Here is an 18,070-nt window from a genome sequence, read left to right as displayed (position 1 = left end):
CCGATTGGGTTAATTTGACTGATAATTTAAAGAAAAACATTACATGGAATACCGTTGGCTCTATTGCATACCTTGCTTGCCAGTGGTTAACGACAGTTGCTGTAGTTCGACTATCGTCGGATTTTACCTATGCTGGTGATTTATCTTTGGCAATGACAATCAGCAATCTATTTGTTCCGATCGGTTTATATAAGATTCGATCCTTTCAAGTATCCGATCTTTCATGTGAGTATTCTTCAGGGGAATACATTGGTTTTCGTTTAAGCACAATAGTGTTGGGATTTGTTTTCGTATTACCTTATGCATTCTTTACCTGTCAGCAGTCTTCCCTTCTCCCCGTGTACCTCTATTGCATATATAAGTCAATTGAAGTTATGGTTGATGTGTTCCATGGCATTGATCAAAAAGCGGGAAATATGTTTTATTGTGGCATGTCGATGCTACTGAGAGGTATTTTGTCTCTTCTGGTGTTTTGCGCCGGAATGTTTATCTCACATTCTCTTGTATTGAGTATTGTTCTGATGATCGCGGTGTCTCTCCCCGTGATGATTGTTGATGCACGTTGGGCTTCTAATTTCGACACGATCGTTCCTTCTTTCAGGTTCAAGGCGATGTCTGAACTGTTTTATAAGTGTCTTCCCGCTACGGTTGGGGTTTTTTGTTGTGCTGCGGTTACATCCGTTTCGCGTCAAGAACTTGCTACCGTACTGGGTGCCTCAATGTTGGGTGTTTATTCCTCGGTGTGTTCTCCTGCGGCAATCGTTCAGGCGGGTGCTGCTAATGCCTATGCCCCTTTGCTCGGCGTTTTTGCGAGCGCTAGTGAGTCGGGGGATAATAAAACATTTAATGCTATGTTGATGAAGGTCGTTCTTGGTGCTCTAGTTTTGTCCATTGTTATTCTGTTAGCTTGTTTTATCTGCGGCGACTACTTGTTGGGACTAATTTTTGGTGACCAAATTCATCAGTACTCTTTTTTGCTATACGGTGCGGTTATTAGCTCGCTGCTTACGGCGTTTATCGGCTTCTTTTCCGACCTGACGATTGTTAAGAGAAAGATGGCTGGTAATCTTGTTGGTAATTTAGTTGCTTTAATCGTTGCCGTCCCCCTTTCTAGCTTATTGATTCGGCTATTTGGACCTAACGGAACGAGTGCCGCAATTTCGCTTGCTTATCTTGTCGGATGTGTCGCGATGCTTCCTTGCATTATTCGGAAATAGTGCATCAGAGATTTGTTAAATACTTAGATACAAAAGTGTTTGGCTGAGACTATATATCCACCCGTAATGACTTCTTCAACGCTAATTGGGGGAGTTATCAGTTTTAGCGCAGGTATAAAAGCTTTTTAATTCTAATTTATGTGCAGCAGTCGTCTTTTCGTTTAGGATAAGAAACGTATTAGTAGGTTAAGCATCGACTAAGGTTTTTAAGATTCATTCACCTTTAGTTTATTTAATTGGAGCTTGAAATGTGCGATAGCGTATTCAAGGACAAGACCCTGATGATCACGGGCGGCACCGGCTCGTTCGGCAACACCGTGCTCAAGCACTTCATGAACACCGACCTGGCCGAGATCCGCATCTTCTCGCGCGACGAGAAGAAGCAGGACGACATGCGCCACCGCCTGCAGGAGAAGTCCCCGGAGCTCGCCTCCAAGGTGCGCTTCTTCATCGGCGACGTCCGCAACGCCCAGAGCGTGCGCGACGCCATGCACGGCGTGGACTACATCTTCCACGCCGCCGCCCTCAAGCAGGTGCCCTCCTGCGAGTTCTTCCCCATGGAGGCCGTGCGCACCAACGTCATCGGCACGGACAACGTGCTCCACGCCGCCATCGACGAGGGCGTGGACCGCGTCGTGTGCCTGTCCACCGACAAGGCGGCATACCCCATCAACGCCATGGGCAAGTCCAAGGCCATGATGGAGTCCATCATCTACGCCAACGCCCGCAACGGCGCCGGCCGCACCACCATCTGCTGCACCCGCTACGGCAACGTCATGTGCTCGCGCGGCTCGGTCATCCCGCTGTTCATCGACCGCATCCGCAAGGGCGAGCCGCTCACGGTCACCGACCCCAACATGACCCGCTTCCTCATGAACCTGGACGAGGCGGTCGACCTGGTGCAGTTCGCCTTCGAGCACGCCAACCCCGGCGACCTGTTCATCCAGAAGGCGCCGGCGTCGACCATCGGCGACCTCGCCGAGGCCGTCCAGGAGGTCTTCGGGCGCACGGGCACCCAGGTGATCGGCACCCGCCACGGCGAGAAGCTCTTCGAGACCCTCATGACCCGCGAGGAGCGCCTGCGCGCCGAGGACATGGGCGGCTACTACCGCGTGGCATGCGACTCGCGCGACCTGAACTACGACAAGTTCGTCGTGGACGGCGAGGTGGAGACCCAGGCCGACGAGTCCTACACCTCCCACAACACCGAGAGGCTCGACGTGGAGGGCACCATCGCCAAGATCAAGACCGCCGAGTACGTGCAGCTTGCCCTGGAGGGCCGCGAGCACGAGGCGGTGCAGTAGGGTGCGCGTCCTCGTCACCGGCGCGAGGGGCTTCGTGGGGAGGAACCTCTGCTGCGCGCTGAAGAACATAAGGGACGGCAAGGACCGCCGCGCGAAATACCAGGCCCTGTTGCCCCTCGAGGTCATGGAGTGCGACATCGACTCCACCGCCGACGAGCTTGACGACTTCTGTTCCCGCGCCGACTTCGTCTTCAACCTGGCCGGCGTCAACCGCCCCGAGGACCAGTCCGAGTTCATGGAGGGCAACTTCGGCTTCGCCTCCACGCTGCTCGATACCCTGGAGCGCCACGGGAACACGTGCCCCGTCATGCTCTCCAGCTCCGCGCAGGCGAGCCTGTCGGGCCGCTTCGAGGGATCGGCCTACGGTGAGTCGAAGCTCGCTGGGGAGGGCCTGTTCCGGGAGTATGGTGAGCGCACCGGCGCCCCGGTGCTCATCTACCGCTTCCCCAACCTCTACGGCAAGTGGTGCCGCCCGCGCTACAACTCCGCCGTCGCGACCTTCTGCGACGCCATCGCCAACGGCCGCCCCTACACCGTGAACGACCCCAATGTCGAGCTCGAGCTCCTCTACATCGACGACCTGGTGGACGAGATGCTGGGCGCCCTGCTCGGAAACGAGCATCGCTGCGGCTACGAGGGGCTGGAGCGCGTCGAGGGCGACGGGTTCTGCTACGTCCCGGAAACCGACGTGAGGACCCTGGGCGAGATCGTCTACCTGCTGGGCAGCTTCCGCGACAGCCGCGAGACGCTTTCGGTGCCGGACCTTTCCGAGGGCTCCTTCTCCAAGAAACTCTGGAGCACGTTCCTTTCCTACTACGAGCCGGGCCGCTTCGCCTACGGCCTTAAGCCCAACATGGATGAACGAGGCTCGTTCACCGAGTTCCTGCGCACGCCGGAGCGCGGCCAGGTCTCGATCAACGTCTCGAAGCCCGGCATCACCAAGGGCAACCACTGGCACATGAGCAAGTGGGAGAGGTTCCTGGTGGTCTCCGGCACCGCCTCCATCAAGCTGAGGAAGGTGGGCGAGGATGCCGGCGGCAACCCGTTCCCCGTCGACGAGTACATCGTCTCGGGTTCGGACATGCGCGCCGTGGAGATGGTCCCCGGCTACACGCACTCCATCACCAACCTGTCCGGCACCGAGGACCTCGTGACGGTCATGTGGGCCAACGAGCCCTTCGACCCCGAGGACCCCGACACTTACTACGAGGAAGTCTAGAGGTTTTGACCAGATACGCTCATATTAATAGCGTTCCAAATGGATCCACTGGGCGCATTATGATGAAGGAGCATCTTGCTCTTATTGATCAGGGACACGAATCGCTTGCTTGCTGGGGCAGAAGAAGGCCTGCGAGCAGTGTCAGTGAATACTGTTTTGGGTCACCGGCTAATTTTATACTTGACGTTGGTCTTACTCTCCTTGACGGTAAGGCGGGCTTTCATTCGGTGAGGCAAACCGACGCGTTGATTCATCGTCTTGATGAGTTCGGTCCTGACGTGGTTCACTTGCACAACCTCCATGGTTACTATTTGAATATTGATAAACTGTTTAAATGGTTGATTAGATCTGATTGTCGTGTTGTATGGACTTTGCACGACTGCTGGGCTTTTACCGGCCATTGCCCTTATTTCACCTATTCTTGCTGCAATCAATGGAAAACTGGATGTGGCGCCAAGAGGTGCCCTCAACTTATGGGATATCCTCCAACTATTAATTCTGCATCATGTAAATGGAGCTACGAGGCCAAACGTTCGATTTTCACTTCGCTGCCTTCCAATCGAATGACTATCATTACCCCTTCTAAATGGCTGGCTGGACTGGTCGCTTGTAGCTATTTATCAAAGTATCCGATTGAGGTTGTACACAATACGATTGATCTCAACGTTTTTAAGCCACGATCCAATAGTGAGGTTTTTAGCGTTAAGGAGAAATACGGCCTTGATTCGAGGAAAATTATTTTAGGGGTTGCCTCTCCATGGTCCAAGCGTAAGGGTCTTTCAGACTTTTTTGCCCTTGCGGATAAGCTTGACAAGTCCGAGTATTCTATTGTTTTGGTTGGACTGAGTGCTAAGCAGATGAGGCAACTACCTCCGGGGGTGGTTGGTATTCCGCGAACCGACTCTCAGATAGAGTTGGCCTCACTATATAGTTCTGCCTCCGTTTTATTCAATCCAACATACGAAGATAATTATCCTACGGTCAATCTTGAGGCTGAGGCTTGTGGGGTTCCGGTCGTTTGTTACGATGTCGGTGGATGCTCCGAGACCTTGCATAGGGACGATTCAAAACTTGTTGAATGTGGTGACGTGTTGTCCGCCTCATTATTGTTGGCTAAATACTAGACTCGGCTTTTAGGGAAAACTATGACTTCCAATATTTCTTTTAATAACGACGGCCGCCTAAAGCTGTTGATCATCGTGGGCACCCGCCCCGAGGTCATCCGCCTGTCCGAGGTCATCAAGAAGTGCCGCCGCCACTTCGACTGCCTGCTGGCGCACACCGGGCAGAACTACGACTACACGCTCAACGGCATCTTCTTCCGCGACTTGTCGTTGGAAGACCCCGACGTCTACCTGGACGCCGTGGGCGCCGACTTGGGCGAGACCGTGGGCAACATCATCGCCGCGAGCTATAAGCTCATGGTTGAGGTGAAGCCCGACGCGCTGCTGATCCTGGGCGACACCAACAGCTGCCTGTCGGCAATCGCGGCCAAGAGGCTCCACATCCCCATCTTCCACATGGAGGCGGGCAACCGCTGCAAGGACGAGTGCCTGCCCGAGGAGACCAACCGCCGCATCGTCGACGTGATCTCCGACGTCAACCTGGCCTACTCCGAGCACGCCCGCCGCTACCTCAAGGACACCGGCTGCGCCCCCGAGCGCACCTACGTCACGGGCTCGCCCATGGCGGAGGTTCTGCGCGCAAATCTGGATAAGATCAAGACCTCCGACATCCTCACCGAGCTCGGCCTGGAGCCCAAGCACTACATGCTGCTGTCCGCCCACCGCGAGGAGAACATCGACACCGAGGCGAACTTCGCGAGCCTGTTCACCGCCATCAACGCGCTTGCGGAGAAATACGACATGCCGATCCTGTACTCCTGCCACCCGCGCTCCCGCAAGCGCCTGGAGGCCACCGGCTTCAAGCTGGACCCGCGCGTGCGCATGCACGAGCCCATGGGCTTCCACGACTACAACTGCCTGCAGATGAACGCCTTTGCGGTGGTGTCGGACTCCGGCACCCTGCCCGAGGAGTCCAGCTTCTTCGCGAGCGTCGGCCGCCCGTTCCCGGCGGTGTGCATCCGTACCTCCACCGAGCGCCCCGAGGCGCTGGACAAGGCGTGCTTCACGCTCGCCGGCATCTCCGAGAAGGGTCTTCTGCAGGCCGTCCACACTGCCGTCGAGCTCGATGCGGAGGGGTCGCTGCCCGAGGCGCCCGTTCCCGACTACGCCGACGAGACCGTGTCCACCAAGGTTGTCAAGATCATCCAGAGCTACACCGGCGTCGTGGACAAGATGGTGTGGAGGAAGAGCATTTAATGACTAGCTCATGCGCTGGTAAAAAAATACTTGTCGTAACGCAGCATTTTTATCCGGAGACTTTTCGAGTCAACGACATCGTCGAAGGCTTTATTGAAGACGGTGCAAGCGTTGATGTCCTTTGCGGTATTCCAAATTATCCTTCAGGTGAATGGGCTGAAGGATATGGTTATTGTGGCCATCGTTGCGATGATTACCATGGTGCGTCTGTCTTTCGGTCTGGTGAAATACGCCGAAAGGGTAATACTTCGGCCCGCATTTTCCTGAACTATATTAGCTGGCCGATTACTGCATCTTTCAAGGCGTTAAGGCTCAAAAACAATTACGACGTTGTATTTTGCTATAATACAAGTCCTATTTTGATGATAATTCCAGCAAGGTTTGCTGCATTGCGAAGTAAATGTCCTCTTGTCACCTATGTCTTGGATATTTGGCCTGAAAATTTGTACACCGTTTTAAATGTCCAAAATAGCTTTCTGAGAGCTTTTGCCAAATCGTTTTGCGACAAGCAGTATGCTGCCTGTAATAAGCTGATTGCCTTGAGTGACTCTTTGGCCGACAACTTATTTCATAGGATTAAACCTTTGAATCCGGATGTTTCGATAAGTGTAATACCTCAGCACTGTGAGGAGGTTTACGAACAAAAGAGTATTTCACAGGAGCTGAGATCGCAATTTGGAAGTCAGTGCGTTTTCCTTTTTGCCGGATCAATAACTCCCGCACAGGGTCTTGACACAGTTGTTGAGGCATTCTCGTATGCAATCAAAAATAGTTCTGTTGAGATGAAGCTGCTAATTCTTGGCGATGGCATGTCCAGAGCGGAATTGCAGAAGACCGTTGCAAATAAGGGACTAAGCGAGTCCATTTTGTTTATAGGGCGCGTAGATCCTGAAGTTGTGCCCACGTATTCAGATATTGCAACGGCAATGATTGCACCATTTGCTGACAATCCTGAGTTAGAGCTTACTATTCCGGCGAAAATTTCAAGTTGCATGGCGTCTTCGAAACCAATACTTGCTGTAATGCGCGGCGAAGGCGCCAATGCGGTTCGTTCTGCTAGGTGCGGATTCGTCTCCAATCCCTCAGATGCTAGCGCACTTGCTAGCAACATGGTGAAAATTGCTTCAATGAATAAAGACGCCATTGAAGCGTTGGGATCCAATGGCTTCAATTATTATCGTGAGCATTTCTCGAGATTGGTTTGTTTGGATAAAATTAAGCAAGTTCTATTTTCAATATAGGTCCGATGTGGATCGTTGGGGTTTTAATGGATGACATGTTGCGGGTGTTGGTAATCATTCCTGCCTATAATGAGCAAGCCAATATTGTTCAGACTGTTTCGTCGGTTGTTGAAGCTGGTTATGATTATGTTGTTGTAAATGATGGTTCAACCGATAAAACTCTATCTATCTGTCGTCAGCATGGATTTAATGTCCTCGACCTTCCGCAGAATTTAGGCATCGGTGGTGCCGTTCAGGCCGGTCATAAATATGCGCTCAGACATGGCTATGACATTGATGTCCAGGTTGATGGTGACGGTCAGCATGATCCTTCTTATATCGGGAATTTAATCGAGCCGATTATTGATGGTGCCGATTTAACCATCGGTTCCAGATTTGCCGTGCCCACGGAAGGCTTTCAGTCTACATTTTTAAGGAGAGTGGGTATCCGATGGCTTTCTGGTTGGTTGAGGTTATTTACCGGAAAGACGATTAAAGATCCTACTTCTGGATTTCGCGCGTGCGGAAAAAAGGCTATAGACCTGTTCTGTAGGGACTACCCAGACGATTACCCTGAGCCTGAATCTATTGCCGCAGCATTAAAAACTGGTCTTTCAGTGGTTGAGGTTCCCGTACTTATGCGCGAGAGACAGGGCGGAGTGTCATCAATTTCTGGCTTTTCTTCAATTTATTACATGATTAAAGTTTCGCTTGCAATTTCCATGGCCTGTTTTGTTTATAGAAAGGCGGCTCACTAATGAGTATGATAATTCGTGTGGGCGCTGGCGTAATTTTTAGTGGCCTTTTCTTTTATGTCGTCTCCTTAGTCGGCAAAGGAAAGCTACTTTTAAAGTACTCGTTACTATGGCTCTGCCTGTGCGTGGTGGCGCTATTAAGCGTTTGCTTTCCGGAGTTGATTTATCGAATCTCAGGCTGTATCGGGTTTATTAGTCCTTCGAATTTTGCGTTTCTCGTCGCCGTGGTACTTTTATTGATGATTTCTCTATCTCTCAGTATTGCGATCAGCAGACTCGTTACGGCTTGCAAGAACTTAACTCAACGTATTGCGATACTTGAAAATGAGAATGATGTTTTGCGGAATCAGCAGAGTTAATTAAAGACGGAGTTTAGATTAACTGTATGAACAACTATTTAGCAGCGGAAGCTCGAAACCATCGCGTTTGCGGCGGCTTGTATCGCCTTTACCATGTCGGTATTTTTGTCCTGCCGTTATCTTTTGCACTGATATATCTGTCTTTGTTTGTTAATTACATTGATGCTTTCTATGGCACGGTTGGCTTTACAATTGCCAACCCGATGCTTAATGACGATAGGGCAGTTCTATTTGTTGCTGGATTGACTATTATATTTGTCATTTCTGTAATCAAATTGGTTGAGTATAAAAGCGAGTTTTTGTATAAATATCGATGGTTAATCGGTATGACTGTAGCGTTGCTTGCCGTTGCTTTTAAAATCAGCGGTTCATCGCTTGGCATGTGGAGCATTATGCTCCCTGAAAACGCTGATACTCCGTTTTGGGGTATACCGAGGTCCCTTCGAAGTGATGAGTTCTCAGTTGGAACCCTGTTTCAATTATCTCAATCCCATAATGGCTATGCTCCAATTTCGGAAATCCTGAGAGGAGATTTAACGGATGTCCGGATGGTTTATGGCGCTGCCTGCTGGAGCGTAATCACGTTATTTAGACCAGTGCTTTGGGGTTATTTGCTATTTGGTTTTGAATTCGGCCTAGCGTTTGCCTGGTCCGCGAAACTATGTCTAATGGTTCTTGTCTCTTTTGATTGTGCCTTTCTCATTATTAAGTCAAAGCCGCTCAGCTTTCTCTTTTCATGCTTGCTTTGTTTTTCGCCATTAATTCAATGGTGGGGCACGGGCGAGGTGATTCTTTATGGCCAAGCCCTTGTCTTGTTGTTGGATAGGGCGCTCTTTACTCAAAAAAGAAATATCAGGATTATTGCGCTAGCTGCTATAGCATGGCTATGTGGTTGTTACATAATGCTCATGTACCCTGCTTGGATGGTCCCATTTTTCTTCATTTTTGCCTTGATGGGTGTATTTAGAACAACAGAGTATTGTCAAACTTTAAAATCTAACAATCAACATTCAGTTCTTGCATGGTCACTAATTGATACTTTTGTTTTAGTATCCTGCCTGTTGATTTCAGCGGGACTAATATTCCTTTCCTTCTTCCAGTCCTCCGAAGCAATGACATCTGTTATGAATACCGTTTATCCTGGTGCGCGCTTTGAAACAGGTGGAAGCGGACTTCCTGAACTTTTTTCTTATGCAATTTCACTCTTTTACGCCTTTGATTCACCACTGGTTTCAAATGAATGCGAAATTGCAACCATTCTTTGCTTCTTCCCTCTTGGAACGCTTGCATCTCTGCTCTGTTTTATTAAAAGGCGGGATTGGCAGCTATTTTTGCTTACGGCACTTCAATTGTTTTTCCTGGCCTTTGCATTTATTGGTTTTCCGTCATTTCTATCTCGAATGACCTTAATGTATAACGTCCCCGTTCTGCGACTGTTGTTTCCTATTGGTTACCTGGAACTTCTCCTATTTTTGATTTCTGTCGAAAAGGCTAAAGAATCCCAAGGGAATAATAGCTCCATTGGTTATTTGTCAATTATCTTAATAATCGGTCTTATTCTGAGTTCAGCATTCCAGATTTTCATCCTTCTTTCTGCGAAATATCTTGTTGCAAGGATGCTGTATTTGTTGATGTTTATATTGTTCTGTCTTTTTTCGTGCCTTTCGTTTCGCTCCTATATTCTTGGTAAAAAATGTACCGGTTTATTTGTTGCTTTCGCGATTTGCTTCGGCGTAATTCCAGGGCTCTGTATCAATCCAGTTCAAATCGGTGCGGCTCCAATTACAGATACGAATTTAGAGGCTCTCGTTAATCAGTTTGTCGAAGAGAGTGATTATTCAGATAAATGGGTTGTCGATGGTTCTTGGACAGTTGCCAATCTTTGCGCTGCATATGGAGCGCCTGTAATTAACTCTACCAATGCTTATCCTGATCTGGCGCGTTGGAATTCTATCGATGAAAATAACGAGAACGAGTGCGCATACAACAGGTATGCTCATGTCATTGCTAATGTATTCGCCCCGTCTACGTCATTTAATTCCACTCAGGATGATCTCTTCACAGTGAATTTGACTGAAGATGATTTGAGGCAGCTTTATGTGAAGTACGTTATGTCTAGTAGGGATTTGACGGAGTTTTCATCTGATAAATTACAAATTAGGCAATTAGGTTCAGCAAACGGGTTTGTTCTATATGAATTGACCTATTAGGAAGAAGGGGCTGCTGGTTAAACCGGCAGCCCCTTCTTCTTTTTTACGTGTTTATGATATAAGCATCATAGCGCTTTTAAATTTGATAATACAAATTCCCGCTGATGATGTTGCTGTTTATATACGGATCGCCTTTCACGTAATATTCTGGCCATAGGTAGTTGAGCAATGAGTATTCCCTATGGAACCTCATTTTCTTTTCGTCGCTGATTTCATAGCCTCGCGATAGCGACTCATAATGATACAGCTCGGTGTCGGGTGTATATACAACAAGATAGTTGTGACTTCTCACTTTGAGGCAATAGTCAACATCATTAAAAGCAACAGCCAGCTCTTCTCTAAAGCCACCGACTTCGTCGAATACAGCTCTCTTAGTCATGAGGCATGCTGCAGTTACTGCGCTTAGATCTTGCGTGCGGTCACATAGATTGAAGTAGCCCCAATTACCTCTGGGGTAGTCTTTTCCAAGGTGGCCGGCTCCAATTCCTCCGATACCGACGCCCGCATGTTGCAAAGTATTGTCGCTGTAGAAAAGTCTTGCGCCAACAATGCCAACTTCTTTTCGTGAACAAATGCCCAGCATGTTTTCAATCCAGTTTGGGGTTAGAACTTCTGTATCGTTGTTTAACAAGAGAAGGTAATCGCCCTTTGCTTTGCTAGCGCCAAAGTTCATCAGTTTTGAAAAATTGAATTCTGCACCCCAATATTCGATGCGGATCATATCGGGATAGCATTTTTCTAATTCAGAGTAGTACTCGAATGTTTCTGGGTTCTCGCTGTTGTTTTCAATGATGACGATTTCGTAGTTATCGTACGTTGAGCGTTCAATGATCGACTTAATGCACGTATCGAGAACAGAGGGATGGTCCTTTGTCGGAATAATGATTGATACAAGTGGATGACTATCTGGAACTGCATAGGTAACTTTATAAGTGAAGGGGTCGTTTCCACGGTAAACCTTTGCGGAAACATCAAGTCTGTCCAAATGGGCCTGTACGGCTTTGACGCCAGCATCCCATGCATATAGCTTTGAGTTCGGGTCACCTGCAGTTGAGTTTTCGGTCATTCTCCAGTGGTACAGAATTTTAGCCACGTGTACCACATTTCGTGCGTTTTCTATCGCCTTAAGCGTCAGGTCATGGTCTTGGGCTCCATCGTACTGCTCGTCGCCGTACTCCAGAGAATCGAATAGTGTCTTTCTGATTGCAAGAAAATGGCAAATATAATTAACGCTTCGTAGTAAATCGATGCTTAAATCTGGCTTAAAGAATGGGTCACCATAGCTGCCATTGGCAAACAGTTTGTCTTCGTCGCAGTAAATGAGATCAGTATTGTTTTCAGCATTAATTGCATGCGCATATTCATAAAGCGCCGCGGGCTCAAGAGTATCGTCGTGGTCCAAGAAGCAAATGAAATCTCCATTCGCTTCTTTTGTTCCGGCAAGAGTATTTTTGGAAATGCCGGAATTGCTCGCTAGCTCTATCACCTTAATGCGAGCGTCATTATTCTTAGCGGTTTCGATCATATCCACAAGCGCACTGTTATCTGGGCTTGCATTGACCAGCACAAGCTCCCAGTTCGCATAACTCTGTTTAAGAACTGATTCCACCATTTCCCTGAACAAATTATCGGGTGTGTTGAATAGGGGAACGACGATGCTAAACAAAGGCATTTTCTTGAAGGTAACCATCGATTGTTTTTCGAGCATCGCCGAGCTTGCCTTGTGTTGTTCGAGCCATTTTGGATATGCAGATGGATCAATCGAAATAGGTTGCATCTTCGATGTGGTTAAAATGCGCAGCCTTTCGAGCTCTTCGTTGTCCACAACAGCGAAGCTGTTAAAGCTCGGGTGATTGTCATCTTCGATTGTGAAGATTAGCCTATTTGTGCTATTTGGGATTCGGACCGAGTATTGAATCTCGCGCCGTTTTTTATTGGGGGCAAACCACAAGGGAATCGTAATGTCATCGGTGGTGATCGGCTCGATCTCAATTCGATTCATCGAAGTATCGAAGCAGCTGATGGCTATTTTGTTGTCGTTGCGCTGAGGAAGTTTTACTGAGCAGCGAAGAATGGCCTCATCTCCATCTTCGATAAACTCGTGAAAACGCATGCTTGCTACATCCAAGTCATGCTTATCGTCATAGTTCCTAATGGAATGGGACAAATCATTCTTAATTTTGTAGTTTAATCTTGACGCCCATTTTGCCGTGCCAAAGCTGATTTTAATGGCATCGTAGGCATATTGCGCATTCAAATCATTAATCTGAATATCGCAATCACCAGTTCCGAGGTCGGGAAGAACTATGACGTATTGATTGTTATTTGACTCGTATGGATAGATTGAGCTTGGTATTGTCGTTCCGTCGCTCTTTGCTGCTGTCACCTGAATATTTGATGCATCTGTCTCAACATTCTTTAGAAGAACGTACACCTTCCCGCTTCCGCGGCAAATGCAATCCATGTTAATTTTCATTTCAATTTACCTTTCCGTTGCACTGAAGATGTCTGTGCTATTTCACCTTGATCTAGGGTTTATTCTTACATTGAATTAGCCCAGTACGGGTAGCCTCTCTATTCTTTCTTGGTATCGGATGCGCGCTGCTGTAATTCGACGTTCATGCCATGTGGCCGTAGTCGAATTGCTTTGCTCGTCTAGCGGATGAATGTTTTCATACCCAATTGGATGCATATACTCTTTAGGATTCGCTATATACATTTGCGTTGCTTCGAGATTTCCACTGCACTTACTTCTTAAATCGGGATTTCCATTCAGAAGAGAGCTAATAGAAAAATGAGGATGCGCAACTCGATGTTCGTTAATGCCGATTGCAATGAAATGTTCCAGCGCTCCATGGGGGTCGTCTTTATATCTATCGAATAGATCCTCGTAATGATTTACATAAAAGGAATAATCAAATACAGATGAATAGTCTGCTCCGTTAAATATTGCATTCGTAGAGCAAGCGCACGTAAGTTGCGGTCTCCTTTGAGGCCACGCGCTTTGATCGATCGTGAGGGCCTCTTTATTTATTGGGTTAAAGATGCGGCATTCATAGCATCTTATGTCTTCCTTTTTAAGGAAGACATTGAATAGTCGTTCTGAGATAAAGCCAGGCATCCTTTGTTGATAGCTATCGCGACCACTTATATAGTCAATTCGCTTATCAAGTTGTTTTTCAATTTTGAAAAGCCACTTACAATATCTGTCCATCAGTTCCTTTTTACAAATAAACATATTGCATGGCGAAAAAGAGCACTCCTCACAAATTGCTTCATCAAAAGCATCCAAGTAGCCAGGGCATTTCGTCCTGATGATTTCCCTTGCCTGTAGCAGATCTGTCGAAGAGTGGATCATTCTATACTGCTCAGCAACAGTGATTAAGTTGCACCCGATTGAGCTTGTGCAGGGTTCTTTGGCTGCAACAATGCAGTCATGCTTGGTAAGAATGTTCTCAATTTCATAGTCTCTGAGCATCTGCTTCGAGTCGTTGGGGGACTCAAATGCCCTTCGATAATGCGTGAGCCCAACTATCGACTCAGGAGAATTCTTCCATATCCAATAGAGGCCGGTAAGCTCGCAGTAGTGTTTGTTTTTCTGGGAAATATTATCGCCTTGATCGTCGTACAGCCATCCAGCCTGACGATTGTCTGTTGGAATGGAGCTTGCCCCAACGTAGAGCGGCTGATATGGCGCTTGCGCATCAATGCCAAAGTGCTTATGCGCTGCAATGTAAATCTTCACTGTTCCTGACGCTCTTTCCGTGCTGAGGCAATTAGATGGCCTGTTCAATGGGTATCGCTCATATATTTTTAATTGATATGACCGATAGAGATTATTATATAAGTCGTAACTAAATCAGTTAAATGACACGGAGGACTACATGAAAGGCATCATCCTCGCCGGCGGGTCCGGCACCCGCCTGTACCCGCTCACGCTCGTGACCTCCAAGCAGCTGCTGCCGGTCTACGACAAGCCCATGATCTACTACCCGCTGTCCACCCTCATGCTGGCGGGCATCCGGGACATCCTTATCATCTCCACGCCTACGGACCTGCCCAACTTCGAGCGCCTGCTCGGGGACGGCTCGCGCTACGGCGTGAACCTCTCCTACGCCGAGCAGCCGAGCCCCGACGGCCTGGCGCAGGCCTTCACCATCGGCGAGGAGTTCATCGGCGGCGAGCCGTGCGCCCTCGTGCTCGGCGACAACATCTTCTACGGCAACGGACTGTCGCGCCACCTGACGCGCGCCGTCCAGAACGCCGAGTCGGGCCGCGCCACGGTCTTCGGCTACCACGTGGACGACCCCGAGCGCTTCGGCGTCGTTGAGTTCGACGGCGAGGGCAGGGCCGTCTCCATCGAGGAGAAGCCCGAGTGCCCCAAGAGCTCCTACGCCGTCACCGGCCTGTACTTCTACCCGGGCGACGTGGCAGCCAAGGCCCACCAGGTGAAGCCCTCCGCGCGCGGCGAGCTGGAGATCACCACGCTCAACCAGATGTACCTGGAGGAGGGGACGCTGTCCGTCGTCACCCTCGGCCGCGGCTACGCGTGGCTGGACACCGGCACCATGGAGAGCCTGCACGAGGCCGCGGAGTTCGTCCGCGCCGTGGAGCACTCCCAGGACCTGCCCGTGTCCGTGCCCGAGGAGATCGCCTGGGAGAACGGCTGGATCACGACCGCCGAGCTGGAGGAGGCAGCGAAGGCCTACGGCAAGTCGGTCTACGGGCAGCACCTGAAGAAGGTCGCCGCCGGCGAGATCGTCAACAGCCCGCGCGAGTACTAGCGCAAGCTTGTTTTCTTTTAGGGGTCACCGTTTATCTGGTGGCCCCTTTCGTTATGATTACGTTGACCATAAAGACAATATGATTGGGAGTGGATGTGTTAAGCGTCTACTTTGGCGATATGCCAGAAGCGATTTACAACACAGCGACATATTTCAAAAACTCTTACCGGTCTTCTTGGATTACGGATCCCTATGCAGTCTCGATAATTAAAGATGTTGATCGATCGGATGTTGTCTCCGAAAACGTCATCGAAAGCCCTGTGCTTGGATTCATCTCCCCACTCCAGCTTTCTGGTGGCGTGAAAACGCTGCTGCTTATGAGATTTGATCGTAAGCAAATTTTTAACGCTTCTACCTGTGGTGACAACTGTGCCAAGTGGATTCTCGACATGGCGAAAGACCGCAAGCTTGTTGTGAATCTCTATCATGTGATGGACTTTGGTCGCGAGGATTTTAAAATTAAAGTCGTGAATAGCGGCCGAATCGTTCACAACATGGCCGAATTGATTCACGAGTCGATTCCGTATCTGTAGGTACTGCTTATGAACGGTTCGCATCTCGTTAAGATTTCCCGCCGCAGGGGAACTAAGTACACATTTACCATCAAGCGGAACATCACTATTGTGCGTGGCGATAGTGGCACGGGTAAGACGACACTGTTTGACATGGTCGCAGACTACATGCGAACGGGCGAGCAGTCGGGCGTTTCCTTGCAATGCGATTGTCCCTGTGTCGCCCTGACCGATTATGATTGGCGAAACCAGCTTTCGTCCGTTCATGACTCGATTGTATTTGTCGATGAGGGCTTAAAAGAGATCCATTCTGATGAGTTTGCCCATCATGTGCTGTATTCCTCGAATTATTTCGTGCTGATCTCAAGGGCTGATTTCCCCAATCTTCCGTATAGCGTGGATGAGATTTACAAGATTAAGACGAGCGGAAAATACCATTCTTTCGTCCCTGTTTATCAAGATCGCGGGAATCATCGTTATGCTATTTCCCGGTCGGCGCCAAAACAGGACTTTTCTATCCTTCTATGCGAGGACAGTAAGTCTGGTTTCCAGTTCTTTGAACGGCATTTCGCTGACAGTGAGCTTACCTGTACTTCGGCCATGACGAACAGCGCGATTTTGGGCTGGTTGGATCAGCATCTCGACGATCGCGTGTTTGTTGTCGCGGACGGGGCGGCATTTGGGTGCTATGCGGACCGCGTCCTTAAGCTGCAAGACATTCACCGCGATACTGTTACGGTTTGTCTTCCCGAATCATTCGAGTGGCTTCTACTGAGCTCCGGCGTAATTTCAGAGCTAGATGTTAAGGCGGTTTTGGAAACCCCAGAAGCCTTTGTAAACAGTGAGAAGTTTAAAAGCTGGGAGGATTTCTTCTATAAGTACTTACGTGAAATAACTGGGGATTCGGTTTTTCACTACGACAAAGACTGCATTTCGGAGGCGTTTTGTACAGGAGGTAATTCTGCGAAGGTTATGGCTCTTATCGCATGCCGAAATGTCCGATAGTTTTGTTGAATAGCGTCGCGGCGTCACTTCCTGCGGCATACTAAAGAAGCTGTACATGCTTCAGATTGGATTTTCATGTCTGAGATTTTCGAACCCAAGAATATCATCGTCACGGGCGGCTGCGGCTTCATCGGCAGCAACTTCGTGCACTACGTGGTCAACAACCACCCCGAGGTGCACGTCACCGTCCTGGACAAGCTGACCTACGCCGGCAACCCCGAGAACATCGCGGGGCTGCCCGAGGATAGGGTCGAGCTCGTCGTGGGCGACATCTGCGACGCCGAGCTGCTGGACAGGCTGGTCCCCGGCCACGACGCCATCGTGCACTACGCCGCCGAGAGCCACAACGACAACTCCATCGCCGACCCGGAGCCGTTCCTGCGCACGAACGTGGAGGGCACCTTCCGCCTGCTGGAGGCCGTGAGGAAATACGGCATCCGCTACCACCACGTCTCCACCGACGAGGTCTACGGCGACCTGGCGCTCGACGACCCCGCGAAGTTCACCGAGGAGACGCCGTACCACCCGAGCTCGCCGTACAGCTCGACCAAGGCTTCCTCCGACATGCTCGTGCGCGCATGGACCCGTACCTACGGCCTTCGCGCCACGATCTCCAACTGCTCCAACAACTACGGACCCTACCAGCACGTGGAGAAGTTCATCCCCAGGCAGATCACGAACATCATCGACGGCGTCCGCCCCAAGCTCTACGGGAAGGGCGAGAACGTCCGCGACTGGATCCACACCGAGGACCACTCCAGCGCCGTCTGGGACATCCTCACCAAGGGCCGCACGGGGGAGACCTACCTCATCGGGGCTAATGGCGAGAAGAACAACATCACCGTCCTGCGCATGATCCTGGAGGCCATGGGCCGCGACCCCGAGGACTTCGACTGGGTCGCCGACCGCCCCGGCCACGACCGCCGCTACGCCATCGACTCCACCAAGCTGCAGACCGAGCTCGGCTGGAGGCCGGCGCACACCGACTTCGCCGGGGGCCTCAAGGCCACCATCGACTGGTACGTCGCCAACGAGTCCTGGTGGCGGCCGGCCAAGGAGGCCACCGAGGCCAGGTACAGGGCCCAGGGCCAGTAAGACCGCATCCCGGCGAACCGCGCCGCGGGGCGCCCGCGCGGGGCCGCAGGGCATGGGGATGACCCTGCG

At 50.1% G+C, this 18,070-nt stretch carries 15 protein-coding genes; 13 read left to right on the top strand and 2 right to left on the bottom strand.

Going from position 1 to position 18,070, the window contains the following annotated elements; translation table 11 throughout:
• The first annotated feature begins 14 nt into the window (after positions 1-14).
• The 9 genes from DXD77_RS05085 to DXD77_RS05045 all read left to right on the top strand — a co-directional run bounded on the left by DXD77_RS05085 (position 15) and on the right by DXD77_RS05045 (position 10,605).
• Positions 15-1,217 (top strand): lipopolysaccharide biosynthesis protein, encoded by a 1,203-nt coding sequence (locus DXD77_RS05085; RefSeq protein WP_147325416.1) that lies wholly within the window; start codon positions 15-17, stop codon positions 1,215-1,217.
• Positions 1,218-1,465: 248 nt separating this feature from the next.
• Complete coding sequence (locus DXD77_RS05080) at positions 1,466-2,521, top strand: polysaccharide biosynthesis protein (protein WP_117563887.1); 1,056 nt, start codon at positions 1,466-1,468, stop codon at positions 2,519-2,521.
• A 1-nt stretch (position 2,522) separates the two neighbouring features.
• Positions 2,523-3,740: an NAD-dependent epimerase/dehydratase family protein gene (locus DXD77_RS05075; protein WP_117563886.1), complete on the top strand. Its 1,218-nt coding sequence runs from the start codon at positions 2,523-2,525 to the stop codon at positions 3,738-3,740.
• A 59-nt stretch (positions 3,741-3,799) separates the two neighbouring features.
• A complete protein-coding gene (locus tag DXD77_RS05070; RefSeq protein WP_117563885.1) occupies positions 3,800-4,864 on the top strand; it encodes a glycosyltransferase in 1,065 nt (354 codons plus the stop codon).
• Positions 4,865-4,885: 21 nt separating this feature from the next.
• Complete coding sequence (gene wecB / locus DXD77_RS05065; protein WP_117563884.1) at positions 4,886-6,061, top strand: non-hydrolyzing UDP-N-acetylglucosamine 2-epimerase; 1,176 nt, start codon at positions 4,886-4,888, stop codon at positions 6,059-6,061.
• On the top strand, positions 6,043-7,302 hold the full coding sequence (locus DXD77_RS05060; protein WP_147324133.1) for a glycosyltransferase family 4 protein: 1,260 nt from the start codon (positions 6,043-6,045) through the stop codon (positions 7,300-7,302). Before wecB ends, DXD77_RS05060 begins: the two co-directional genes overlap by 19 nt.
• 26 nt (positions 7,303-7,328) lie before the next feature.
• Positions 7,329-8,039, top strand: coding sequence for a glycosyltransferase family 2 protein (locus DXD77_RS05055; RefSeq protein ID WP_233502336.1), 711 nt, complete (start codon positions 7,329-7,331; stop codon positions 8,037-8,039).
• Entirely contained in the window at positions 8,039-8,395 is a 357-nt protein-coding gene (locus DXD77_RS05050) for a DUF2304 domain-containing protein (protein ID WP_117563882.1), read from the top strand. Before DXD77_RS05055 ends, DXD77_RS05050 begins: the two co-directional genes overlap by 1 nt.
• A gap of 26 nt (positions 8,396-8,421) precedes the next feature.
• Entirely contained in the window at positions 8,422-10,605 is a 2,184-nt protein-coding gene (locus DXD77_RS05045) for a hypothetical protein (protein WP_117648007.1), read from the top strand.
• Between the two features lie 76 nt (positions 10,606-10,681).
• Here DXD77_RS05045 and DXD77_RS05040 read toward each other — a convergent pair whose 3' ends face one another.
• Positions 10,682-13,081: a glycosyltransferase gene (locus DXD77_RS05040; RefSeq protein ID WP_117563880.1), complete on the bottom strand. Its 2,400-nt coding sequence runs from the start codon at positions 13,079-13,081 to the stop codon at positions 10,682-10,684.
• 75 nt (positions 13,082-13,156) lie between these two features.
• A complete protein-coding gene (locus DXD77_RS05035; protein ID WP_158548911.1) occupies positions 13,157-14,350 on the bottom strand; it encodes a DUF4422 domain-containing protein in 1,194 nt (397 codons plus the stop codon).
• Between the two features lie 139 nt (positions 14,351-14,489).
• On the opposite strand from DXD77_RS05035, the gene rfbA reads away from it, so the two are divergent.
• From rfbA to rfbB, 4 genes are all read left to right on the top strand, one after another.
• The gene (gene rfbA, locus DXD77_RS05030) at positions 14,490-15,389 is read left to right on the top strand and encodes a glucose-1-phosphate thymidylyltransferase RfbA (RefSeq protein ID WP_089573663.1); all 900 of its coding nucleotides are present in this window, start codon (positions 14,490-14,492) and stop codon (positions 15,387-15,389) included.
• Between the two features lie 95 nt (positions 15,390-15,484).
• Entirely contained in the window at positions 15,485-15,922 is a 438-nt protein-coding gene (locus DXD77_RS05025; protein ID WP_055252684.1) for a DUF4869 domain-containing protein, read from the top strand.
• A 9-nt stretch (positions 15,923-15,931) separates the two neighbouring features.
• Positions 15,932-16,906: a hypothetical protein gene (locus tag DXD77_RS05020; protein WP_117563878.1), complete on the top strand. Its 975-nt coding sequence runs from the start codon at positions 15,932-15,934 to the stop codon at positions 16,904-16,906.
• Between the two features lie 75 nt (positions 16,907-16,981).
• Positions 16,982-18,001, top strand: a complete 1,020-nt coding sequence (rfbB, locus tag DXD77_RS05015) for a dTDP-glucose 4,6-dehydratase (protein ID WP_117648006.1) — start codon at positions 16,982-16,984, stop codon at positions 17,999-18,001.
• Positions 18,002-18,070 lie beyond the last annotated feature (69 nt).

Source organism: Collinsella sp. TM09-10AT (genome assembly GCF_003436275.1).
In the GTDB taxonomy this organism is placed as follows: domain Bacteria; phylum Actinomycetota; class Coriobacteriia; order Coriobacteriales; family Coriobacteriaceae; genus Collinsella.
Note: the sequence above shows the minus strand (reverse complement) of the source record. Positions and strands in the feature narration are given on the sequence as shown.

Excerpts from the sequence above, each read along its gene's own strand:
- wecB (WP_117563884.1), top strand. The coding sequence starts at position 4,886 with ATGACTTCCAATATTTCTTTTAATAACGACGGCCGCCTAAAGCTGTTG.
- DXD77_RS05050 (WP_117563882.1), top strand. The coding sequence starts at position 8,039 with ATGAGTATGATAATTCGTGTGGGCGCTGGCGTAATTTTTAGTGGCCTT.
- rfbA (WP_089573663.1), top strand. The coding sequence starts at position 14,490 with ATGAAAGGCATCATCCTCGCCGGCGGGTCCGGCACCCGCCTGTACCCG.
- DXD77_RS05020 (WP_117563878.1), top strand. The coding sequence starts at position 15,932 with ATGAACGGTTCGCATCTCGTTAAGATTTCCCGCCGCAGGGGAACTAAG.
- DXD77_RS05070 (WP_117563885.1), top strand. The coding sequence starts at position 3,800 with ATGATGAAGGAGCATCTTGCTCTTATTGATCAGGGACACGAATCGCTT.
- DXD77_RS05040 (WP_117563880.1), bottom strand. The coding sequence starts at position 13,081 with ATGAAAATTAACATGGATTGCATTTGCCGCGGAAGCGGGAAGGTGTAC.
- DXD77_RS05080 (WP_117563887.1), top strand. The coding sequence starts at position 1,466 with ATGTGCGATAGCGTATTCAAGGACAAGACCCTGATGATCACGGGCGGC.
- DXD77_RS05055 (WP_233502336.1), top strand. The coding sequence starts at position 7,329 with ATGGATGACATGTTGCGGGTGTTGGTAATCATTCCTGCCTATAATGAG.
- DXD77_RS05045 (WP_117648007.1), top strand. The coding sequence starts at position 8,422 with ATGAACAACTATTTAGCAGCGGAAGCTCGAAACCATCGCGTTTGCGGC.
- rfbB (WP_117648006.1), top strand. The coding sequence starts at position 16,982 with ATGTCTGAGATTTTCGAACCCAAGAATATCATCGTCACGGGCGGCTGC.